Source organism: Salibacterium qingdaonense, assembly GCF_900114715.1.
GTDB classification, from domain to species: domain Bacteria; phylum Bacillota; class Bacilli; order Bacillales; family Marinococcaceae; genus Salibacterium; species Salibacterium qingdaonense.
Map to the genome: position 1 here is coordinate 1 of NZ_FOTY01000019.1, position 23,309 is coordinate 23,309.

Genomic DNA, 23,309 nt, shown 5'->3' on the forward strand with positions numbered 1-23,309 from the left:
TTTTTCATCCATTTTTCAATCTATCACATCCGACAACGGTTCCGAATTCAGCGAACTTACCGAAGCCGTTGACTGTGATCAGGTTAGCGTCTATTATACGCACCCCTATACTTCCAGTGAGAGAGGCACGAACGAACGCCATAACGGATTGATCCGACGGTTTATACCCAAAGGACAATCCATCGATGACCTGGACGATACCGTCATTGCCTATGTGGAGAATTGGTGCAACACCCTCCCCCGTAAAATACTGGGATACCAGTCTCCTAACGACCGATTCGAACAGGGGTTGGCATCTGTTCTTTAGTTACAAATAATGGAATTGAGGTGGTTGTTGCATTTATTATTGCAATCTAAGCGGATAATATTATTTTTACAAATTGAAAAAAATCACAGAAATTTTAATGAAAATAAGTTACAATGCAATATAGAAATAAGTCACAGGTATAAAGAATCACATTCATAGACAGTTGTATATAGACAGGGGACCGGAAATATCCAAGGGAAAAAAGCAAGCGGTGGTGTAAAAATATGAAGAATGTACAGTTCTCATCGGACGACACAGAACAATACAAGTGGATGTGGGAAGAGATTCTGGACACAAAAGAGGTTAGAGACTTGTTTGGTTCATTCATCTTTTTTTTGAAAAATGACCATGGTGAAACAGTATCTACTTACACCGATGCAAATCTTCCAGAAGGAACTGAAATTTGTCAGGAAGAAAAACTGTTTCAATTAGAGGGGCGTTTCTGGACCGCGGGTGCGATTGTCAAACAAAGTCATCCAAACAGCACAGGGCTTGTTTTTTTCCTGAGCGGACTGATTCCATTTTTGAAGCACCGGCTTCAGGAACAGTACCGAAACGGCCCCGGAAGAGATAAGAGATATGCTCTTATGGTGCAGGTTACGAAGAAATTCCATTCTTCGATGAAAGCAGCGGCTGTACTGAAAGAAATTGTCCAGGCTCTTGAATTTATTTATCCAGGAAGCCGTATCGCTCTTCATCTTGCCCAGGACTGGGAAGTACATTCGGAACTGGGCCATATTGACTGTTCCTTTGGTTTTCAGAACATTAATGAAAAAATGAAGCAAACATATCTTCTCGGTCAGATTCAGACAGCTGAGACAAAAAAAGAGGAAAATTCCGTTCTTTACATCCCACTGCTTGGCAAGCAGGGGGTTTACGGGGTGCTGGCCATGGAAGCCGGCCGGCAGCTGGTAGAAGATGAGATGGAAAGGGATTACATCAAAACACTGGCTGACACTGGTGGGAGTGCGCTTGAAAATGCGGAGCTTTACCAACAGTCGCGGACATTGATAAAAGATTTACAACTCATTAACGAAACATCCCAATTTCTCAATTCTACAAGAAAGTTTGAGGAAACGGTAGACAGCATGCAGCTGCAAATTGAAAAGTTCATACCCGACAGCAGGCAGGGATACATTCTAATGGATGATGTTCGTAATGTGCGGATGCTTAACGATGAATATTTTCAGGCACCGGAGCGGATGGAGACGATTTTTCGTGTTATGGATCATTTTGAACGTAATCACGAAGCAGTTTTCATTGGAGACCTTTTGAATGAATCGTCGTACGATTTTGATGGATTCCGCTCCATGATGGCTGTTCCGATGAAACAGAGCGATGAACTGAAGGGAGCGGTCATTGTTCTTGGCAGGGAAACCAAAACCTTCACCTTTCATCAGTTCAAACTGCTCCAGTCTCTCGTCCATCACTCCACTCTCGCTTTCATGAATGCAGTGCTTCATGAAAAACTTGAGAAACTTATTATTACCGACCACCTGACCAAGCTTCATTCCAGGAGTTACCTGGAACAGAAAATGAATGAATCTCTCCATAAGGAAAAACGGGGAACCTTTCTTCTTTTTGACATTGATAACTTCAAGGAAATCAATGATAATTTCGGCCATCAGACCGGTGACAGCATCATTGTCCAGGTCGGAGAAATCCTGGAGCAGAATATACGCTCAGAGGATACCGCGGCCAGGTGGGGCGGCGAAGAACTGGCTGTTTACCTCCCGGATACGTCTTTGGAAGAAGGGCGGAAAGTAGCAGATCGCATTGTTAGACATGTAGAACATGCCTCGTCCCCGTCTGTGACAATATCATGCGGTGCATCTTCATGGATGAGTGGAGAGTATATCACGCTTGACAATCTGTTTTTCAGCGCCGATCAGGCTTTGTACCGCGCGAAACGAAAAGGGAAAAATCAGGTTATGTATGAGATATAAGAAGAGTCTGAGACAAACCTATTAATGACACAAAAAGTTCCGAACGATTACCTAAGGAATCGTTCGGAACTTTTTACTGTGTCTCATACGCTGCTTCGTCAAAACACTTTGCCTGCACTCCGGAGTATAAAAACGGGATCGGTTCGCTGGGGCTCTTCCGTTCAGAGATGTGCGGATAGTGTTTCAGCGAATTGTTCCAGATATTGTTCATCTTCTTCACTGAAGCGGTGGTAAACAGGGCTGTCGATGTCAAGAACCCCGATGAGGCTTCCTTCTTTCAGGAGAGGGACGACAATCTCGGAACGGGAAGCAGCATCACAGGCAATATGTCCCGGAAAACTATTCACATCATCCACACGGACAGTGCGTTTTTCAGCAGCACTTGTTCCACACACTCCTTTTTCAAAAGGGATCCGGATGCAGGCAGGAAGCCCTTGAAACGGCCCGAGTACGAGCTCTCCGTCTTCCTCATGGTAAAGATAAATCCCTGTCCAGTTCACATTTTCCAGAAACTGGTTAAGTAATGCAGAGGCATTGGCCAGGTTTGCTGTACGGTCTGTTTCCCCTTCAATAAGGGAAACAAGCTGTTTATTCAACATGTCAAAATTATTCTTCAGAGTTCCTTGGTAGGAAACGGGTTCAAACATACGTCAACCTCCTTCGATACACCTTTCAAAAAGGAGTATAGCATAAACCCCCCGGCATCGTCTTTTCATAGTGCCTGCGAAATATAAAGGGAAATGTCGAGAGATTTTTAAAGGAAAAAAGCCCGGCCATACGGAAGATATGTTACAGCATGTCCAGTACAGAAGAGGAGCATAAAGGAGGTACAAGATGCCGGAAATGGAAAATACCCGCGGCAGAATAATTCAGGAAGCAGCTGTATTGTTTACCAATAAAGGATTTGATGGGACGTCTGTGCGCGACATTGCAGGGCGGACAGGTGTGAATCTTTCTCTTATATCTTACTACTTTGGAGGGAAACAGGGACTTCTTGAAGCACTCGTGGTTGATTTTCTGGAAGGATATATGGAGGGCCTGGAAGAAATATCGGTGCGTGAAGGAAGCAATGCGTTTGACACATTAATGGATATGGCCGAACACATGCTTCTCTATATGCAGCAGCGTCATCAGCGGGCACGGTTTGTCCTGCGTGAAATGACGCTGGATTCGATGTTCGTCCGGGAGCTCACTTCCACCTACTTGATGAAGGAAAAGCATCTTTATTCGCTTGTACTGCAGGATGGGGTGGAAGAAGGAGTGTTTCATCCTGCTGTGTCCCACTGGACCATCATGCATTTTCGCAGTATGGTGTTGATGCCGTTTCTGCATCATCAGTATGTACGGGAAGTGTTTCATATGCAGCCCCAGCAGGCCCCTTTTGTTACGCTGTACCTTAAAGAAATCAGGAACTGGATGTACAGCGCTCTTGTAACACCGGCGTATACAGAGCGCAGAGCTGCACAACCGGTCCATTTTTAATAATCAAAGGGCAGCTGTACTTTTTGCTCCCTGCATCATGTCATCAGCTTGATGGGCGTCGGATCCGTAGACGAGCGGGATGTCTCTTTTTAAGGCCTCCCGGGCGGTATCAAGATCCGGATAAGGCTCCCCGCACCATGTTTTTGCAGTACCCGCCCCATTAAAGTCAATGGTCATGTTCTGCAGGCGGACGGCATCGAGAACTGCCCGGGTGTAAGGAGTTATATCGGGCATTGGGAATTTTTTCTGGAATTTTTTGATGAGTGTCATATGGCCCAGTCGGTTTGGTTTATAAGGACCGAGATCGCACTTTATCGAGTGGTGAACGGTATCAAAATAGATTTTCACGGCATTCTCCACTGATCCTGCTGCATGAACAAAATCTCCAAAACTGTCGAGGCTGTAATCGAGACAGAAGCAGGTATCAGCTGCTTGAAGAAAATGTACAGATAAAATACTGTCATCCAGGTAAGGGCCGATCTCATTCAGCATGGCCTTCGTACGTGCTTCAAACCCTTCAATATAATCTATCTCCAGACCAGTCAGTATCGTAATGTCGCTGTGATACTCTTTTTTCAGCTCATGAAGTGTTTCGATATATTGTTCGAGGTCGCTTTCAGCCATTGCACTGTCTTTCTCCGGGACAGGGTCCGTAAACCCTTCCGGAAGCGGCGCGTGCTCAGTGAAAGTGATGGTCTCAAGCCCTTCCTTTAAGGCACGCTCGATATACGCATGAAAGGAATCTGTCGAACCGTGTGGGCAGAACGGTGTATGAATATGACCGTCACGTGTAATGGGCATCTCCTCTCCTCCATCCATTTCCTATTGATTTATAATTTTATTTAAACTTCTCCCACATGATAAGTATTTCCATGTTATCATAAAGGTAACTATTACATAAAAAACACGAGAATGTAAGAGGAATTTTACAGGGCCTGCCCTTTCTGAAAACCAAAAGGACAAAGTTTGACAGGATGATTTTCTGCTGCACCCGCGCACATCCTGTGCCGGTATAAATATTTTAACTTACGCAGCAGGAAAATGCCCGGGTCCTGACGAAAAATACAGAAAAGTGTACGCAAACTGGAGTGAGGACTCATGGTATATTACGTTATCATAGCGGCAGTTTTAATCACAGCAGCCGTTATTATCTATGGAGCGGTCTCGCGCCGCGGCATTTATAAAAGTGTGGATCGGCTGGAAAAGTGGAAATCAGAAATCGCGAACAAACCGGTGGCTGATGAAATAGCAAAAGTAAAAGGCTTGACAATGTCCGGGGAAACGGAAGAAAAATTCGAAGAATGGCGCAAAGAATGGGACGATATTCTGGGAAAACATCTTCCCGACATTGAAGAAGCCCTTTTTGATATCGAAGAATTGGCAAACAAGTACCGCTTCGGTAAAGCGCGTGCGCTGATAGAAGGCGTGGACAAGCAGCTTCAGGATATGGACGCTCATATTCAGAAAATCTTCCGTGAAGTGGAACAACTTATACATAGCGAAGAAGAAAACCGGACCGGTATTACAGAAAACCGTGAAATACTTGAGAAACTGCAGCGGAATCTAGCTGAGAACCGCCTCTCTCTTGGCAGCACAGCACCCGTTTTCGAGCGGAAACTTAAGGAGATGGAAGCTGCTTTTACGGAGTTTCAGGAAGAAAGAGACGCCGGGAATTACACAAAAGCAAACCAGATTTTAAGCCGGGTTCATACGGAACTGAAGCAGGAAGAACATAATATGAACACGGTACCGGGAGTGCTTGTAGACATTGAAACAGACATCCCGTCAGAGTGTGCAGAACTTGAAAACGGACTCCAGGAGATGGAGCAGGAAGGCTACATTATCAGCCACTATGAATTCAAGGATAAAGTCAAAAACATCCGGGACGAGCTTCCGGCACTGAAGAAGGCAGTGGAAAACCTTGAGTTGGAATGGGTGCGGGAACGACTGCACGAAATTAGAACCTTTATTGAAGAAACGTACGATACCCTGGAAAAAGAGGTCGAAGCCCGTCGTTTTGTGGAAGAGAATGCCGCAGAGACACGGGAAGAGCTGACACGTCTTGAAGAACAGGCTGCCTCCCTCGGTGAGGAACGCCGGAAAGTCGAACGAAGCTACCGTATTCCTGAGGATGAACAGAGAAAACAGGAAAAAGTGGATACATCCATCCAGGATGCCATGAAGGAATGGCGGGTCTTTCAGGATGTTCATGACAATCAGAAACAGCCTTTTACCGCACTGAAAAAAACACTGGAACAGCTGAAAAAAGATATTACAGGTATCGACCAGAGTATCCGCCGTTCGAAGGAAAAGCTGCACACGCTCCGCAAAGATGAACTAAAAGCCCTGGAAACCCTCAGGTCGCTGCGCAGGCAGCTGCTCCGGGACCGGATGACGCTGCAGCGCTCTTACCTGCCGAAAGTCCCATCCAGTCTGCTGAATGAGATGGATGCGGCTGAAGAACGCTTGAATGCGGCAGCGTCCAGTCTGGAAGAAACCCCGGTGGAAATGGGGAAAGTCAACGCTGCGGTGGAAGACGCCGAGCACTACGCTCAGAAAGTACATCAGCAGCTGCATGCTACGATTGAACAGGCACAACTGGCAGAGCGGGTCATTCAGCTTGGAAACCGGCACAGAAGTGATTCAGAAGCTATTCATAATGCATTAATAGAGGCTGAATCCCTTTTTAAAAAAGGTTATTATGATGAAGCGGTCAACGCTGCTGTACAGGCTGTAGAGCAAAAAGAACCAAATGCAGTGCAGAAACTGGAAATGCGCTAATTAGGTATTATTAACTAGGGAATAGCTGTAATGTTTTGGTTTAAGGAACAAAAGTCCTTTTTAAAACAAGGTGGATATGATACAATCGTCTTGTTTAGAAGGAGGGCGGATATTGAAACCCATTTACATGCTAGGGACAGTTATAATGATATGTTTTGCGATTTTCGGGGCGGCCGGAGTCATCTTTCTTTATGATTCAGAGGAAGAAGCAGACCCGCAAAAAGAACGGAGCACCGAAGAACTGGCGGCCGAACTCGATGAGGCTTTAGGTGTGAATCCGCCCGCTGAAGAAGAAACACTGGAAGACAACAGTACCGATTCCAGCCCGGAGACACCAAAAGACAACAGGACAGCACGTCAAACCCCGGATACCGATAAAGCAAGCGATCCATCCACAGATACTCCGAATGTTTCGTCAACCGAAACAGAACGAGAAGAAAGTAATAAAAAATCGGATGCCATTTCTCTTGGACCGGAAGAAGGAAGAATCTCAGTGGATGAACTGCTGCAGAGGATGGAAGAATAAACACAGAAAAGCTGCCCCTTGAGACGGGGCAGCTTTTCTATTGTGAAGGAAGCTGTGAACGTAATCACGAGTTTTTCTTGGATAAAAACATGTGATAAGATAAGGTGTTGCATTTCTGTTAAAAAAATAAGTTTATAATATAAAAAAAGGAGAGGGTGGAATGGTTTATCTGGATAACAGCGCAACAACAAAACCGTGGCCGGAAGTGCTGGATGCTTATTATAAAGTAGCCTCGGATTATTTCGGCAATCCCTCTTCGCTTCATCATCCAGGGGTAGAGGCAGAAACTCTCCTAAGTAAAGGACGGGCGTCCGTGGCGCAGCTTCTAAATGTTAATGCGGAGGAAATTGTTTTTACTTCGGGAGGAACGGAAAGCAATAATACGGCAATTAAAGGGATTGCGATGGAGCATCAGGAGAGGGGAAAACACCTGATAACGTCATCGGTGGAACACCCCTCGGTTATGCAGGCTTTCCAGGCCCTGGAATCGTTTGGATTCGATGTTACGTATGTGGATGTGGACCAGGAAGGCCGGGTTTCGGTGGAAGATGTGCTGCATGCTGTGCGTGAGGATACGATTCTGGTATCTATCATTCATGTGAACAGCGAATTGGGAACAATCAATCCGGTGGAAGATATAGCTCAAGCTTTAACAGCATTTCCTAAATTATTTTTCCACACGGATCACGTGCAGGGAGCGGGGCATGTTCCGTTGAATCTGCAGGGCGTTGATTTGTGTACAATATCCGCTCATAAGATTCATGGTTTGAAGGGCACAGGTGTGTTGTTTGTGCGACGGGGGACCTCATTATCTCCGTTATTTCACGGAGGAAGCCAGGAGCAGCAGTACAGAGCAGGAACGGAAAATGTGCCGGGTATTACAGCAATGGCAAAAGCACTGCGTCTATCCGAAAATGAACGACAGCAGCAGAACGGGCGTCTCGAACATCTTAAACAGAACCTTATCCACCGCCTTCAAGACCTTGAGGGTGCAGTGGTCAACACACCGCAGAGAGGATCCGCTCCGCATATTGTGAATGTGTCTTTTCCTGGTATGAAACCGGAAGTGCTTGTTCAGGAGTTGACGAGAAATCACATCCACGTATCAACCAAATCCGCCTGCTCTTCCAAACTCCAGGAACCCAGTGCTGTTCTGCTGGCAGCGGGAGTTGGTATGGAACGGGCGTCAAGCGCGATCCGGGCAAGTTTTTCCCATGACACGAAAGAACGGGAAGTCGATGAATTTGTTCGTATTCTGCAAAAAGCTGTGTCAGAAATGATGCTGGTAATGGGAGAGAAAAAGTAATGCAATATGATCATATTTTAGTAAGATACGGTGAATTGGCGCTTAAGGGAAAAAACAGAACACAGTTTGAACAAACCCTCGTCCGCAACATCCGTTTTGCCCTGCAGGGGACTCCAGGTGCAAAAGTAAAACGGACGTTTGGACGTGCCATCATTGAACTGCATGGCGAACCGCTTGATGAGGTAATGGAACCGCTCCGTCATGTTTTCGGTATTTCTTCATTCAGTCCGGCTATGCGGGCATCCAATGACATCGAAGCAATAAAGGAAACGGCGCTGCAGGCGCTTCTCCAGCATAAGGGTGATACGAAGACATTTAAAGTCAATGCCCGGAGATCCTATAAACCGTTTCCGATTTCTTCTCAGGATATCAATCCTATGATAGGAAGCCATATTCTCAAAAATACGGAAGAGACCACGGTGGATGTTCACCACCCGGATGTGGAAATCAACGTTGAAATCCGGGAACAGGGTACGTATATCACATGTGGACGAATCGAAGGGGCCGGCGGACTTCCGGTTGGAACGGCCGGCAGTGTGATGCTGATGCTCTCAGGAGGCATAGACAGCCCGGTGGCCGGCTACCTGTCCATGAAAAGAGGAGCGGAGCTGGAGGCAGTCCATTTTCACAGCCCGCCGTATACAAACGAACGGGCGAGAAAAAAGGTGGAGGATCTGACAAAGGTGCTCACCACGTTCGGTGGTTCGGTGAAACTTCATGTTGTTCCGTTTACGGAGCTTCAAAAAGCCATTCACTCCTCCATCCCTTCTAATTATTCCATGACGATTATGCGGCGGATGATGCTGCGTATCACGGAAAGAATTGCGGCGGACCGCGGCGTGCTGGCGCTGGCTAATGGGGAAAGTATGGGACAGGTGGCCTCGCAGACACTCGAAAGTATGTATACTATCAATGAAGTCACCAATATGCCTATTCTGCGGCCGCTCGTCACGATGGATAAACAGGAAGTGGTGGATATATCAGAGAAAATAGGGACTTATCCTATTTCCATTCGTCCTTATGAAGACTGCTGTACAATATTTCTGCCGTCTGAATCTGTTACGAAGCCGCGGCGCGAAAAAGCAGTTCGTTTTGAAAATACTATGGATTTTCAGTCATATATTGAGGAAGCGGTTGAAAACACGGAAATGATTACTTTCGGCGGAGAATCCGGAGAAACAGAAAGAGACATGGACTCGCTGCTCTAATGTAGATGTCCCTCTTTATTTAGAAAGAGGGATATTTGAACATTTTTTACAGGGGATTCTGAAACATTTCTTTGTATCACACGTAAAATAGATAGAAAGGCGGCGGGCACTTGATGGGAAGATTGTGGTTTAACGGGGCCATCTATACCATGGAAGCAGAAAACAGAACAGTTGAAGCGGTTTACACAGAAAATGGGAAAGTGGTTGATGCCGGTTCTGCTCAGAAACTCCGCAGTGAACATGCACCGCTTGAAGAAATGGACCTTCAGGGAGCTTCTATGTATCCGGGTTTTCAGGACAGCCATTTACATATGCTTGGACTGGGTGAAACGCTGCTGAGTCTTGATTTTTCCGCCATGGAGTCGGCAGCAAAGATGAAGCAGGCGCTTCAGGAGAAAAAAAACCAGCTTGAACCGGGACAGTGGCTGACAGGAGAAGGATGGAATGAAAACAATTTCACCGATCGCAAAATTTTTCATCGATGGGAACTTGATGAAATCGCCGGCGATTCTCCGGTGCTGCTGACCAGAATATGCCGGCACGCAGCGCTTGTCAATTCAAAAGCGCTGCATCTGGCCGGTATTACAGAGGACACTCCCGATCCGCCTGGGGGAATTATCGTGCGGGATGAACAGGGCCGTCCGACAGGATATCTTCTTGATACCGCTGTGGATCTCGTAAAACAGGTGATGCCGCCGGTGCGTGATGAAGAGCTTCGGGAGGCACTGCAGTCGGCAGTACAGGAAATGCTGAGAAAAGGTCTGACAGGCGGACATACTGAAGATTTGAACTATTACGGTGGATTCAAAAGAACGTTTCAAGTCTTTGAAGATTTAATCAATCATAAAAGCCTGAAGTTCCGGACCAATCTGCTCGTGCACCACGAAGTGCTTGAAGATATGCATTATCATGGCTTTCGTTTCGGTCCGGTGAACGACTCTCTCTCTTTTGGTGCTGTGAAAATTTTTGCAGACGGGGCACTGGGCGCAAGAACAGCTCTTTTGCAAAAACCATATAATGATGCCCCGGAAACCTGCGGCGTCACTGTCACGTCAAAAGAAGATATGGAAAGCATTGTGAAAAGAGCACGGGACAAAGGCATGCCGGCAGCTGTTCATGTCATCGGCGATGCAGCTCTTGAGTATACGGTCGATGTGCTGGAGAAGAATCCGCCGCCTGAAGGCACAAGAGACCGCTTGATACACGGACAGGTGACACCGGCGGATCTCATTGGACGTCTGCAGCAGATGAACGTCGCTTTTGATCTGCAGCCCCGCTTTGTTGTGTCTGATTTTCCCTGGGTGCAGGAAAGGCTGGGAGAGGAACGTCTGCACTGTTCCTTTGCATGGAAAACACTAATGGATGAAGGGCTGCATTGCGCGGGAAGTTCCGATGCACCAATTGAACCTGTTTCCCCGCTTGAAGGAATTCATGCAGCGGTGGCGCGCCGCAAACCCGGAGTCTCTCATAGTGGTTGGCTGCCGGAGGAGAAGCTGAGCCGTTTTGAAGCAGTGCAGCTGTATACACGAGGGAGTGCAAAAGCTGTCTCGGCTGAAGAAGAATACGGGATCATCGCTCCTGGATTCCGGGCGGATTTTACGATACTCGAGAACGATATTTTTCAAGTACCGCTGGATGAGATCGTCACCACAGCAGTGAAGGCTGTCGTGGTGGATGATACGTTGCAATACGGAACGTTAACTACATAAAGGGAGGTTATCATATTGAAAGCCAAACGCTGGGTCGCTTTAGGAATCGCCGCTCTACTGTTTGTTGTTTCCATAAGCTTTCAGTTTGCCGGATCGCTCGCAACAACGAACATGGATAACGTGGTGTCAGGTAGTGAAAACAATGCACAGCAAAAAGTGATGGAGCAGGGAGGAAGTGGAAAAATCGCAGTTATTGAACTGCAGGGAACCATTCAGGATACAGGGCAGACATCCGGCATTATGAGTGCAGGAACCTACAATCACCGGCAGTTTCTCCGCACTCTGGAAAGTGCTGGAGAAAACTCCTCCATAAAAGGGATAATCCTCGAAGTGAACACTCCGGGCGGCGGTGTAGTGGAAAGCGATGAGATTCACGACAAGATTGTAGACATTCAGGAAGAGACAGGGAAGCCTGTCTATGTGTCAATGGGGAACACGGCGGCATCCGGCGGTTATTACATTGCCGCTCCTGCCGATAACATTGTCGCTCATCCTGCGACCGTTACCGGTTCGATCGGTGTCATTATGCAGAGTGTTAATTACTCTGGTCTCGCAGAAGAGCTCGGGATTGACTTTCAAACCATCAAGAGCGGTCAGTATAAAGACATCATGTCCGGAAGCAGAGATATGACGGAAAATGAAGAGCAGATTCTGCAGCGGCTTGTAGATGACTTCTATCAGGACTTTGTCTCTGTTATCGCAAACGGCCGGGGCATGTCGGAAGAAGAAGTGCGTGACATCGGAGATGGTCGTGTCTATTCAGGCGAACAGGCACAAGAGCTCGATCTGGTCGATGAACTCGGCAGTTTGGATGATACCATCTCATTAATGAAAGAAGAAGAAGGAATGAACGATCCAACGGTTGTGCGTTACCAATCCAATGCATTCAGTTTTAACCAATTTCTCGGATCGTCGGCAAGAAGTTTAATTCTTGAAGATACGGATCTGCTTGGCATTAAAGATTTGATGATGGATACTAATGCTCCAAGAGCGATGTATCTTTATACGGAATAGGAGGGAGTCCAATGGACAATTATTCCGATCAACATGAAGAAACATGGGAACAGTCAGAGGAGGAAGACCAGGGTGTTTCCAGGACCGAAATCCGGGAAGAACCGCTGCCCGTCAGGTATGCCGGCTTCTGGATGAGATTTTGGGCGTATCTTCTGGATCTTCTTATCGTGTTCAGTGTGAACGGACTCTTGATCAGCCCGCTTTGGTTTTCCGGGGCGGAGACGATGTCGGTGCTGGGATGGTTCACGCTGCAGGGAATATTGAGTGCTGCCACCGCGTATCTTTATTTCCTGCTGATGACAAAATGGCGTACCCAGACGCTTGGTAAAATGGTATTCGGTCTGCGCGTCATCCGCAAAGACCAGCTTCCGCTGCGTTGGATGGACCTTGTGTTCCGGGAGGTTATCGGCCGCTTTATCCATCGAAGTCTCTGGATAACGAATGTACTGTATATCATTATCGGTTTTACGGAGCAGAAAGAAGGCGTCCACGATTCTATCGCGGATACCCGCGTAATTCATGTAGAATAACATTTCTGAAGAGTATAGACGCTTCCGGTTATCAAAAATGATTACCGGGAGCTTTTTTAAGTTACATGTCTGTTCCCACGCCTGTTAATTTACCATATAAAGGAATGGAAAAGAGGTCTATGAGGAGGCTGCATCTGTGATCAAAGCATGTATCCCCCCTTCTTTTTCGTTGGACGGAGCCGTCTGCCCGACTCCAGCGGGAGAAGCGTCAGCCGAAGATCACCGGGTGATTTTCCCGGTAGCTGAGGCGACGCCCGTGGAAAGCGGGCAGGAAAGGCGGAGTCCAACGAAACGCTTCCTATATTTGAATAATAAACAGCCGTCCAAGGTCTGTACCATATGTTCTTAGAAGTTGATTGTCTTTATGATTAAAAAAGGGAATAGTTGGTCATAATAGGAAGAAAATGAAAAAGGCGGCGGAAGATATGGGTTGGGTTATTGCAGCGGCTGCGGTACTGCTTGTCTTGTGCCTTGTTACTGCAGCGACACCAGTCACGCTGACGCTCCGTGTGAAGTACAAGCAGCAAAAACAGGATATTCAGGTGACCATCACACTCTGGCACCTTTTTTATAAAACCATTCACCTGCCCCTTCTTGCGCTGGACGAGGAAACAGGATCCATTCTTGCCCGGGAAAAGACAGAATCGAGCATGGGAAAAGAACAGGAAAAAAAGGTGAGAGAAACACCGGAGGAAATGAGAAGCCAGTGGGAAACCATACAGCTGTGGCTGCGGCACATGAACGATCTTCGCCCGCTCCTCTTTCGGTTTTTGTATACATGGAAAATTAATAAGTTTCGCTGGAAGACCCGGTTTGGAACTGGAGATGCGGCTTGGACAGGGCTTATTTCCGGAGTGGCATGGTCGGTTAAACAAACCACAGGCGGCCTGCTGTCGGCGGTAATGAAGCTGAACTGCAGCCCGGAAGTATCCGTGTCTCCGGAATTTCAGCGTCGTACATTTGAAAGCGAGTTTGTATGTATGGTCACCGTACGCGTGGGACATGCTATCATTACCGGCATTCGGGTGATGAAACATGTCAGGGGAGACGTGTTCGCCCTCTGGAAAAAAACGCGAGATGAAAGAAGAAGGGAGGAAGCATCCTGATGACGGATCATCCCATTCAAGGATTAATGAGAACAGCCATGGAAAATTTGAAGGAAATGGTGGATGTTAATACAATCGTGGGCGATCCTGTAGAAACCCCGGACGGCAGTGTCATTATTCCTGTAACGAAAGTTGGTTTTGGATTTGCCGCGGGCGGCAGTGAATTTTATGGAAAAGATCCATCAGAAACCGCTCTTGAACATCCATTCGGCGGAGGGAGCGGCGGCGGTGTATCCATCACGCCGATCGCATTTTTGATTGTAGGCTCCAAGGGCATTAATATGGTTCATCTGGATGAAAATACACATCTATACGAAAAACTGCTGGAATTCGCCCCTCAGGTAGTGGAAAAAATCCAGGATATGCTGAAAGGAACGGAGGCGGAAAAATCCGCATCACCGGCTGAAAACAAGGAAGAGCCGCCTATTTAACAAAGAAGAGTCCAGTATATTCGAAAAGACAGAGGTTGGGATTATGATCCCGCTCTGTCTTTTTATATTGAGTGCAGCCCGTATTTGGTGCTGGTGATTTATTGGCTTGTAATGACACGTGATTGGCATGTATTTTTGTCTATTCAGCTGGTAAAAGAGCATAGTCCGCTGGTAACAAAAAATTTGGCTGGTACGCCGGTTTATTTGGCATGTAATTGGCAGTATCCGGCAGGTAAACGGCAATGTTTGGCTGGTATATAATCCTCTTGGAACTTTCTACCGACTCAGGAACTCCGTCATGATTGATAAAATCACTGCAAGAGCGTACGATGAAAGGGTACATATATTTGGAAGAGGAGGAATATGCAATGGCGGAAGTAACATTTAAAGGAAACCCGATGACATTGATGGGAGAAGAAGTGAAACCGGGAGATCAGGCACCGGATTTCACAGTGCTGGCAAACGACTTGTCAGAAGTGGCGCTCAGTGATTCGAAAGGAAACGTACGACTGATCAGTGTCGTACCTTCGCTTGACACCGGTGTATGCGATCAGCAGACGCGCCGTTTTAACGAAGAAGCAGCAAATCTGGACGGGGTAGAAGTGCTTACTATCAGCTGCGACCTCCCGTTTGCCCAGAAAAGATGGTGCGGGGCCGCCGGTATCGACAACATTCAGGTGCTGTCCGACCACCGCGATCTTTCTTTCGGACAGAATTTCGGCACAGCTATGGAGGAACTCCGTCTGCTGGCCCGCTCTGTATTCGTTGTAAACAGCCAAGGTGAAGTAACGTATGCAGAATACGTACCGGAAGCGACCAACCATCCTGATTACGAGGCAGCGATTGCTGCGGCGAAAGCAGCGGAATAAACGAATCAAAGACCTTCTCCTGCAGCAGGGGAAGGTCTTTTTTCAGCGTCTCATTTTAACCGCAGCAGCTTTTCTGCTATACTTTCCAAAGACATGCACGAAACGAGAAAGGGCGGTACGAAAGTGGAAGCAGCTACAGGAGTGGAAAAACTACACGTTTTAATAGATGAAATGGCAGTGTCGATTCAGCAGCACACCGATGTGACGTATCTGGAAGCACTTGCCGAAGCCGGTGAAAACGTATTTCAGCACAGCATTGTACAATCACTCCCCGAGGAAGAGACAGAACGTCTCCGCGAAAAACTGGATCAGGAACTTCCGGAAGAAATGAAACGTGAAGAAATCCGGAAAGCTTTTCAGCTGGCGGTTATTAAAGGAATGAAAGAAGCTGTCCAGCCGCACCATGCGATGACCCCGGATGCGGTGGCGATGTTTATGGGTTATATCGTAGAAAAGCTCACCTCCAAACGGGAAACTCTTGCTTTGCTTGACCCGGCGGCCGGCACAGCGAATCTCTTAAGCGCGGTGTTGAATCAAGTATCCAAAGAAACGGCGGCATACGGGGCAGAAGTCGATGAGACGCTGCTGAAAGTGGCCTATGTCCTGTCGAACCTGCAGGAACACGACGTGGAGCTGTTTCACCAGGACAGTATTGAGCAGCTTGCTCCGCCGGAAGCAGATGTTGTTGTGTCTGATCTTCCTGTCGGCTATTACCCGAAGGATGATGTTGCCGCATCATTCCGGCTGCAGGCACAGGAAGGACATTCGTACGTTCACCACCTGATTATTGAAAAATGCATGACGCAGGTGAAACCAGGCGGCTTCTTCGTTCTGTTGATTCCAAACTATATGTTTGAAAGCGATCAGGCGGATGCGCTGCATACGTACATTAAAGATGAAGCAGTCATTCTTGGTCTGCTCCAGCTTCCGTCGTCGATGTTCAAAAATACCCAGGCTGCAAAAAGCATCTGGCTCCTTCAAAAGAAAGGTCCCGATGTCGTGCAGCCCGGTCAGGCACTGCTTGCTGAACTGCCATCGTTCAACAACCAGGACGCTCTTTTGGACATGATGAAGCAGATGGAAAACTGGTTTAAAGAAGAAGGCTTCACATCGTAATATTGGTATAAAAGCAGCCGGGCAGAAACCCGGCTGCTTTTGTAACGCATACAAGTCTGAATTGGATGAAAGTATTGAATATGGGCGCAACCCCGCCCGCTGCCTTGCAATTTGAAAATCCGGGTGTTTAAATGAAAAAAGTGAAAATGAGAATGAAGTGTAAAAGGAGCGTTTTCCATGTCAATGATCATGGCTGTAAATGCGGGAAGTTCGTCGCTTAAGTTTCAACTTCTGCGCATGCCTGAAGAAGAACTGGCTGCCAAAGGCCAGATAGAAAGAATAGGACTCGATGGAGCGGAAATGGAATTGGAATGGGGAGAAGAAGAAATCCAGGAACAGCTCGATATTTCCGACCATGAAGAGGCGGTTAAAAAAATGCTCGACAGTCTGACTGACAACCAAATTATAAACTCCCTCGATGATATAGAAGGCGTTGGACACCGGGTCGTTCACGGTGGTGAGAAGTTTGCGGACTCTGTCAAAATAACAGATGACGTGGTGGAAGCCATTGAAGAAGTCAGTGAGCTGGCCCCACTTCATAATCCGGCAAATCTGACGGGCATCCGCGCTTTCCGGGATATGCTGCCAAACGTACCGGATGTCGCCGTGTTTGATACCGCATTTCATCAGACGATGCCAAAATCCAGATACATGTACAGTGTCCCTTATGAATACTACGAACAATATGGTATCCGCAAATACGGATTTCACGGGACTTCACACAAATACGTGGGAGAGCGCGCGGCAGATCTTCTGGATCAGCCGCAGGAAGATCTTAAACTTGTTTCCTGCCATATCGGAAACGGGGTAAGTGTTACTGCCATTGACGGCGGCTTCTCAGTGGATACGTCCATGGGCTTCACCCCCCTCGCCGGCACAGCGATGGGCACCCGTTCCGGAAATATTGACCCGGCCCTTATTCCATATATGATGGATAAAACCGGACAGTCCGCCGGAGATATCATTACGATGCTGAATAAAAAGAGCGGTCTTCTCGGTGTGAGCGGAGCGTCAAGCGACCTGCGCGATGTCGAACAGAAAAGAAATGCAGGAGACGAGAAAGCCCGCACAGCACTCGACATTTATACAACCCGTATTCATAAGTACATCGGCACGTATGCGGCAAGCATGAACGGATTGGACGCTGTCATTTTCACAGCCGGTGTGGGAGAAAACAGCAGCACGGTCCGCAAAGAGGTTATCGAGGGGCTGGAATTTATGGGCATTCATCTCGATGAGTCCAAAAATGACACACGCGGGGAAGAAACCTTTGTCAATAAGGATGGATCGCCTGTCAAAGTGCTTATTATTCCTACCAATGAAGAAGTGATGATTGCAAGAGATACCATGAGACTTGGATTTGATTGATTCAATGAATAATGAATAAAAATGTATCATGATGGGTGAAAAGACCAGAAGTGCAGAGGATCCGTCCACAGCAGCAAGGCGCTGTGAATAACAAGAATATCCCTGTAATTCCGGTCTTTTTTTCTCTTCATGGGCACCTCTTACATAGATATGGCTCTATAAATTTTTATGCTTTTTCATGAATAAGTATTGCAAAATCATAAAACTCTTGTTAAAGTTATCAATAACAGTTAAACAAGAATGACAGACAAATGAATTGTGAGGCAGAAGCCTCTCCTATTTTTGCTCATTTATGTATAAAAATAATAACTTCAGTATTAATATTCACCTGAAGATGGAGGGAATCATAAACATGGCGAACAAAAAAGTTGTTTTGGCGTATTCCGGGGGACTCGACACATCTGTAGCGATCCGGTGGCTTGCGGATCAGGGATATGATGTAGTGGCGGTAGGCCTTGATGTAGGAGAAGGAAATGATCTGGAATCTGTAAAGAATAAAGCACTGCAGGTAGGTGCGGTTCAATCGTATACCGTGGATGCAACGAAAGAGTTCGCCGAAGAATTTGTCCTTCCGGCTATGCAGGCTCATACATTATACGAACAGAAATATCCGCTTGTTTCCGCTCTCTCCAGACCTCTTATTTCGAAGAAACTGGTTGAAATCGCGGAACAGACTAATGCCGATGCGGTAGCTCACGGCTGTACCGGCAAAGGAAACGACCAGGTTAGATTTGAAGTTTCCATTCAGGCGCTTAATCCGGATTTGGAAGTTCTTGCGCCGGTGAGAAGCTGGGGCTGGTCCAGGGATGAAGAAATCGAATATGCGAAGCAGCATGAGATTCCGATTCCAATTGACCTCGACAACCCGTATTCGGTGGACCAGAATCTATGGGGCAGAAGTAATGAGTGCGGCATTCTCGAAGATCCATGGACGACTCCTCCGGAAGGCGCGTACGCATTAACGAATCCTTTGGAAAAGACACCCGATGAAGCGGACATTGTGGAAATTGAATTCAAGCAGGGCAGACCAGTGGCGCTGAACGGCACGACCTATGAACTGGATGATTTGATTCAGGAGTTGAATAGTGTTGCCGGGAAACACGGCGTCGGCAGAATCGATCACGTGGAGAACAGAATGGTCGGCATCAAATCAAGAGAAGTTTACGAGTGCCCGGGCGCGATGACCCTTATTCAATCCCACAAGGAACTGGAAGATCTAACGCTTCCAAAAGAAGTGGCGCACTTCAAGCCGGTTATTGAGAAAAAACTTTCGGAAGTCATTTACGACGGGCTGTGGTTCTCCCAGATCAGAGATGGTCTGGAAGCATTCCTGAAAGAAACCCAGCAGAATGTAACAGGGTTTGTCAGAGTGAAATTGTTTAAAGGGCACGCTGTTGTGGAAGGAAGAAAGTCCGATCTTTCGCTTTACAATGAAAAGCTTGCCACCTATACACCAGATGATGAATTCGATCATCAATCAGCTATCGGATTTATTAATCTATGGGGACTTCCGACGAAAGTACACAGCATGGTTAATAGAAACGGTGTTAATGTCTGATGAAACTGTGGGGCGGAAGATTTACAAAAAGTGCGGAAGAATGGGTGGATGCCTTTGGGGCATCCATTCCTTTTGATCAGGAACTGGTACATGAAGATATTGAAGGAAGTCTGGCCCATGTCAGTATGCTGGAATATTGTAATATCCTGACGACAGAAGAAGCATCCACTATAAAAAAAGGGCTTGAAACGCTGAAGGAAAAAGCAGAACAGGGAGAACTCGAGTATTCTGTAGAAAATGAAGATATTCACTTGAATCTCGAAAAACTCCTTACAGATGAAATCGGACCGATCGGTGGAAAACTCCACACCGGACGGAGCCGTAATGATCAGATTGCAACGGACATGCATCTTTACTTAAAAAAACATACACTTGAAATCATGGATAATATCAAACAGCTGCAGCAGGCACTTCTTGGGCAGGCTGAAAAACACGTGGAAACCATTATCCCGGGTTACACCCATCTGCAGCGGGCGCAGCCGGTCTCGTTTGCCCATCATCTAATGGCTTATTTCTGGATGCTTGAGCGGGATTACACAAGACTTGAAGACAGTCTGAAACGACTGAATGTTTCGCCGCTCGGAGCCGGAGCGCTTGCCGGCACAACATTTCCGATTGACCGGGAATATGCGGCGGACCTGCTTGGATTTGACGGGGTATACGACAACAGTCTGGATGCGGTAAGTGACCGCGATTTCATTCTGGAATTCATGAGCGCGTCCTCCATGGTTATGATGCATTTGTCCCGCTTTTCCGAGGAGTTGATTCTATGGTCGAGCCAGGAGTTCAACTTTGTGGAGCTAGATGACACGTTTGCTACCGGAAGCAGTATTATGCCCCAGAAGAAAAACCCGGATATGGCAGAACTCGTACGCGGTAAAACAGGCCGCGTGTACGGCAATTTTGTATCTCTGCTGACGCTCTTGAAGGGTCTTCCTCTTGCTTATAACAAAGATATGCAGGAAGACAAAGAAGGCATGTTTGATACCGTTACAACGCTTGAAGGTTCTCTTAAGATATTCAGCGGCATGATTGAAACGATGAACGTAAACACCGGTGTCATGGAAAAAGAGACCCATTCGGATTTTTCCAATGCAACCGAACTCGCTGATTATCTTGCGGCAAAAGGCCTGCCGTTCCGGGAAGCTCATGAAGTTGTAGGAAAACTGGTACTCCAGTGTATCGAAAAAGGAATATACCTGCTGGATCTTTCTTTGGAAGAATACCAAACAGCCAGTCCGCTGTTTGAAGAAGATATTTATGAAGTACTTAAACCGTCCACTGTCGTGGGAAGACGAAACAGCGCCGGTGGAACCGGATTTGAGCAGGTTCGAAGCGCCATAAAAAAAGCACAGCAGAAAGTACAGGAGAAATAAAAGAGGTATTGTTTCATTCAAACCAGCCGCCGTGACGGCTGGTTTTTCGTTACAGAAAAATAATCAGGAGCGGACGATCAGCACATCACAGGATGCCTGTCTGGCAACCGCTTCCGATACACTCCCTATTAAAATACGTTCTACTGTATTCAACCCGGTTGCTCCTGTCAAAATCAAATCAACCTCGTATTGTTTGGCAATATCTTTAGGAATTTTCACCCGCGGTGAGCCAAAATCGACCACAGTATGCACCTTTTCCACTCCGGCTTTTTCTGCTTCTTCCTTGTACTGCTGCACAAGCTCCTGTCCGTACTGTTCCGCACGGGAAACGATTGTTCTGTCATACTGTTCAATCGTCGCAAAGGTACGGGTATCGATAATATGAGCAATGACGAGAACGGCCTGCTGATCGACAGCCATATTTACCGCTTTGTTCAAAGCAGTATTCGACTCTTTGGAACCGTCTACAGCAATGAGAATATTTTTGTATGCTGTCATGCTATCCCTCCTGTGATTCAGAGCACTCGATAACTCTGAATTTTATAATAACATTCCCTCTTTTTGCTGGAAACAAACGTCGATATTTTTTCCACGTGTTTTTGAATCATGTATAATAGTTCTGTAGATTGAAGGAGGTTTACAGGATGAGGCACGCACTGATTACAGCGGGAACGAAAGGACTTGGAAAGAAAGCAGCCGAGCAGTTTCTTCAAAATGGGTACGCGGTGACAGTCAGTTATTTCCGGGACACAGAAGCTGCCGAAACGATGCAGCAGGAGTGGGTGTCCAGCCGCGGCCGCCTTCACGTTGTTCAGGCTGATATAACAGTAGAGGCAGATATAAAAAAGCTCGCTGCTTCTGCTGTTGAACAGTTCGGCAGACTGGACATACTCGTATGCAACGCCGGCCCTTATGTATTTGAACGAAAAAAATTAATGGACTATTCCACAGAAGAGTGGAACGAGATGGTCCAGGGGAATTTGTCTGCGGTGTTCCATCTTTTCCGGGAAGTCATCCCTGTAATGAGAGAACAGCAGTACGGACGTATCGTGACATATGGATTTCAAGGGGCAGGTGATGCTCCGGCGTGGATCTATCGTTCGGCCTACGCGGCTGCGAAATCCGGACTTGTCTCCCTTACAAAAACGGTATCGATTGAAGAAGCGGAAAATGGAATTACGGTAAATATGGTTTGTCCGGGTGTCGTGACGTCAGATTATAAAGAATCTTCTATCCCGGAAGCCCGCCGCGTACAGGATCCTGAGACACCGGTGGGAAGACCGGCATCGGGCGGAGATATTTCCCGGGCTATTGCTTTTTTATGCGAAGAGCACTCCGATATGATTACCGGCACGGTACTGGAAGTAACAGGCGGTGTAGATGTTTTGCATAAATGGCGTTGACCTCCGGGTATAAATGCGGACGCTGCCGCGCATCCTATCCGGCAGAGGTGATAAATATGAAAAGCTTACGCGCGGCAGCCGCCGTCTTTTTGATATTGGCAGTAGATAGCAGCAGTGCAGCTGCAGTTTCTCTCCAAGAAGTGTTTCTTTTTCAGGCGACCGCCGAGACAGAGGATGGAACCTATTTTCACTGGGAATACAACAGTCCCGATTCGTATGAATACCATGCCCAAGGCAGAGCCTGGCATGGAAGAAAGGCACAACCTCATGTTGAGAAACTATACGAACAAACCGGCATCTCCCCGGAATCGACGAAAGAAGAGCTGGCTGAAGCTTTCCGCGGTACGGAGCTTCCTCCACTCGAACGTCTGGATGTGCGATGGCAGGATGAAGAGGGGGAGCTTCACACCTGGCTTTGGAAAAATGAAGAATAAGGCAGAAACTTTCCCGAAAAGAGGTTTAAATATCAAAAGAAAAGGGGAACACCATTATCGGTATCAAGTAAAGGAGGCATGAATGATGAATGTAACCTATCACGGCCATTCTGTGGTTCATATTGAAGCGAATGGAAAAAGTATTTTAATCGATCCTTTCATTACCGGTAATGGAAATACGGATTTAAACGCAGATGAAGTGAATCCGGATGTCATTCTGCTGACACACGGACATGACGATCATGTCGGGGACACCATAGACATAGCAAAACGTAATAACGCGTTTGTTGTAGCGCCGGTTGAACTGGCTTCTTATCTGGGTACGAAAGGCCTGGAGACGCATCCTCTTAACATCGGCGGAGGATGCACGTTTGACTTTGGCAGAGTATCGATGACACAGGCTTTCCACAGTTCGTCTTATACCGGAGATAACGGGGAAATGATCTATACCGGAATGCCGACTGGAATCATTTTTGAAGCCGAAGGAAAAACCATCTACCATATGGGAGACACCGGTCTGTTTTCGGACTTGAAGATGATCGGGGAACGGTATAACATCGATCTTCTTTTCATCCCGATTGGTGATAACTTCACGATGGGTCCTGTGGACGCAGCAAAGGCTGTTGAATGGATAAAGCCGGGACACGTTGTGCCGGTTCATTACAACACGTTTCCATTAATCAATCAGGACGGCGATGCCTTTATTGAATCGATTTCTCCGGTAAAAGGGCAGGCATTGAAGCCCGGCGGATCCATCAATTTGTAACGAAAAGAATGAAGAGCTGTTTCAAGGTAAATACATTTACCATTGGAACAGCTTTTTTATGCTGAAAGATATC

At 47.0% G+C, this 23,309-nt stretch carries 24 protein-coding genes; 21 read left to right on the plus strand and 3 right to left on the minus strand.

Going from position 1 to position 23,309, the window contains the following annotated elements; genetic code table 11:
- Together BM058_RS12960 and BM058_RS12965 are read left to right on the plus strand one after the other, a co-directional pair.
- The coding region (locus tag BM058_RS12960) for an IS30 family transposase (RefSeq protein WP_143083024.1) at positions 1-307 on the plus strand (307 nt) is incomplete at its 5' end.
- A gap of 224 nt (positions 308-531) precedes the next feature.
- Positions 532-2,253: a sensor domain-containing diguanylate cyclase gene (locus BM058_RS12965; protein WP_090927477.1), complete on the plus strand. Its 1,722-nt coding sequence runs from the start codon at positions 532-534 to the stop codon at positions 2,251-2,253.
- A gap of 161 nt (positions 2,254-2,414) precedes the next feature.
- Here BM058_RS12965 and BM058_RS12970 read toward each other — a convergent pair whose 3' ends face one another.
- Positions 2,415-2,900, minus strand: coding sequence for a GAF domain-containing protein (locus tag BM058_RS12970; protein WP_090927478.1), 486 nt, complete (start codon positions 2,898-2,900; stop codon positions 2,415-2,417).
- 187 nt (positions 2,901-3,087) lie between these two features.
- On the opposite strand from BM058_RS12970, the gene refZ reads away from it, so the two are divergent.
- Positions 3,088-3,735, plus strand: a complete 648-nt coding sequence (gene refZ / locus BM058_RS12975; RefSeq protein ID WP_090927479.1) for a forespore capture DNA-binding protein RefZ — start codon at positions 3,088-3,090, stop codon at positions 3,733-3,735.
- 3 nt (positions 3,736-3,738) lie between these two features.
- On the opposite strand, the gene hisJ is transcribed toward refZ, so the two are convergent.
- Positions 3,739-4,536: a histidinol-phosphatase HisJ gene (gene hisJ, locus BM058_RS12980; protein WP_090927480.1), complete on the minus strand. Its 798-nt coding sequence runs from the start codon at positions 4,534-4,536 to the stop codon at positions 3,739-3,741.
- 297 nt (positions 4,537-4,833) lie between these two features.
- Here hisJ and ezrA point away from each other — a divergent pair, with 297 nt between their 5' ends.
- From ezrA to argH, 15 genes are all read left to right on the plus strand, one after another.
- Positions 4,834-6,516, plus strand: coding sequence for a septation ring formation regulator EzrA (gene ezrA / locus BM058_RS12985; protein ID WP_090927481.1), 1,683 nt, complete (start codon positions 4,834-4,836; stop codon positions 6,514-6,516).
- 112 nt (positions 6,517-6,628) lie between these two features.
- A complete protein-coding gene (locus BM058_RS12990) occupies positions 6,629-7,042 on the plus strand; it encodes a hypothetical protein (RefSeq protein ID WP_090927482.1) in 414 nt (137 codons plus the stop codon).
- A gap of 160 nt (positions 7,043-7,202) precedes the next feature.
- Positions 7,203-8,348: a cysteine desulfurase family protein gene (locus BM058_RS12995; protein WP_090927483.1), complete on the plus strand. Its 1,146-nt coding sequence runs from the start codon at positions 7,203-7,205 to the stop codon at positions 8,346-8,348.
- Positions 8,348-9,556 (plus strand): tRNA uracil 4-sulfurtransferase ThiI, encoded by a 1,209-nt coding sequence (thiI, locus tag BM058_RS13000; protein ID WP_090927484.1) that lies wholly within the window; start codon positions 8,348-8,350, stop codon positions 9,554-9,556. Before BM058_RS12995 ends, thiI begins: the two co-directional genes overlap by 1 nt.
- Before the next feature lie 113 nt (positions 9,557-9,669).
- Positions 9,670-11,265: an amidohydrolase gene (locus BM058_RS13005; RefSeq protein ID WP_090927485.1), complete on the plus strand. Its 1,596-nt coding sequence runs from the start codon at positions 9,670-9,672 to the stop codon at positions 11,263-11,265.
- Positions 11,266-11,280: 15 nt separating this feature from the next.
- Positions 11,281-12,279 (plus strand): signal peptide peptidase SppA, encoded by a 999-nt coding sequence (sppA, locus tag BM058_RS13010; protein ID WP_090927486.1) that lies wholly within the window; start codon positions 11,281-11,283, stop codon positions 12,277-12,279.
- Positions 12,280-12,290: 11 nt separating this feature from the next.
- Positions 12,291-12,809, plus strand: a complete 519-nt coding sequence (locus BM058_RS13015) for an RDD family protein (protein WP_090927487.1) — start codon at positions 12,291-12,293, stop codon at positions 12,807-12,809.
- A 136-nt stretch (positions 12,810-12,945) separates the two neighbouring features.
- Positions 12,946-13,158, plus strand: coding sequence for a hypothetical protein (locus tag BM058_RS13020; RefSeq protein ID WP_090927488.1), 213 nt, complete (start codon positions 12,946-12,948; stop codon positions 13,156-13,158).
- 76 nt (positions 13,159-13,234) lie between these two features.
- Positions 13,235-13,915 carry a DUF2953 domain-containing protein gene (locus BM058_RS13025; protein WP_177195556.1) on the plus strand — a complete coding sequence of 227 codons (681 nt, stop codon included), beginning with the start codon at positions 13,235-13,237 and terminating at the stop codon, positions 13,913-13,915.
- Positions 13,915-14,346: a GerW family sporulation protein gene (ytfJ, locus tag BM058_RS13030; RefSeq protein WP_090927490.1), complete on the plus strand. Its 432-nt coding sequence runs from the start codon at positions 13,915-13,917 to the stop codon at positions 14,344-14,346. Before BM058_RS13025 ends, ytfJ begins: the two co-directional genes overlap by 1 nt.
- Positions 14,347-14,714: 368 nt before the next feature.
- A complete protein-coding gene (gene tpx / locus BM058_RS13035) occupies positions 14,715-15,215 on the plus strand; it encodes a thiol peroxidase (protein WP_090927491.1) in 501 nt (166 codons plus the stop codon).
- 93 nt (positions 15,216-15,308) lie between these two features.
- Entirely contained in the window at positions 15,309-16,331 is a 1,023-nt protein-coding gene (locus tag BM058_RS13040) for a class I SAM-dependent methyltransferase (RefSeq protein WP_090927492.1), read from the plus strand.
- Between the two features lie 177 nt (positions 16,332-16,508).
- Entirely contained in the window at positions 16,509-17,699 is a 1,191-nt protein-coding gene (locus BM058_RS13045) for an acetate/propionate family kinase (protein WP_090927493.1), read from the plus strand.
- A 352-nt stretch (positions 17,700-18,051) separates the two neighbouring features.
- On the plus strand, positions 18,052-19,257 hold the full coding sequence (locus BM058_RS13050; protein WP_090927494.1) for an argininosuccinate synthase: 1,206 nt from the start codon (positions 18,052-18,054) through the stop codon (positions 19,255-19,257).
- On the plus strand, positions 19,254-20,633 hold the full coding sequence (gene argH / locus BM058_RS13055; protein ID WP_090927495.1) for an argininosuccinate lyase: 1,380 nt from the start codon (positions 19,254-19,256) through the stop codon (positions 20,631-20,633). The genes BM058_RS13050 and argH overlap by 4 nt, the downstream gene beginning before the upstream one ends.
- 63 nt (positions 20,634-20,696) lie before the next feature.
- Here argH and BM058_RS13060 read toward each other — a convergent pair whose 3' ends face one another.
- Positions 20,697-21,131 (minus strand): universal stress protein, encoded by a 435-nt coding sequence (locus BM058_RS13060; protein ID WP_090927496.1) that lies wholly within the window; start codon positions 21,129-21,131, stop codon positions 20,697-20,699.
- Between the two features lie 146 nt (positions 21,132-21,277).
- Between BM058_RS13060 and BM058_RS13065 the strand changes: the two genes are divergently transcribed.
- From BM058_RS13065 to BM058_RS13075, 3 genes are all read left to right on the plus strand, one after another.
- On the plus strand, positions 21,278-22,036 hold the full coding sequence (locus BM058_RS13065) for an SDR family oxidoreductase (protein ID WP_090927497.1): 759 nt from the start codon (positions 21,278-21,280) through the stop codon (positions 22,034-22,036).
- A 56-nt stretch (positions 22,037-22,092) separates the two neighbouring features.
- Positions 22,093-22,470 carry a hypothetical protein gene (locus BM058_RS13070; RefSeq protein ID WP_143083025.1) on the plus strand — a complete coding sequence of 126 codons (378 nt, stop codon included), beginning with the start codon at positions 22,093-22,095 and terminating at the stop codon, positions 22,468-22,470.
- 85 nt (positions 22,471-22,555) lie between these two features.
- Positions 22,556-23,236, plus strand: a complete 681-nt coding sequence (locus tag BM058_RS13075; protein WP_090927499.1) for a metal-dependent hydrolase — start codon at positions 22,556-22,558, stop codon at positions 23,234-23,236.
- Positions 23,237-23,309 lie beyond the last annotated feature (73 nt).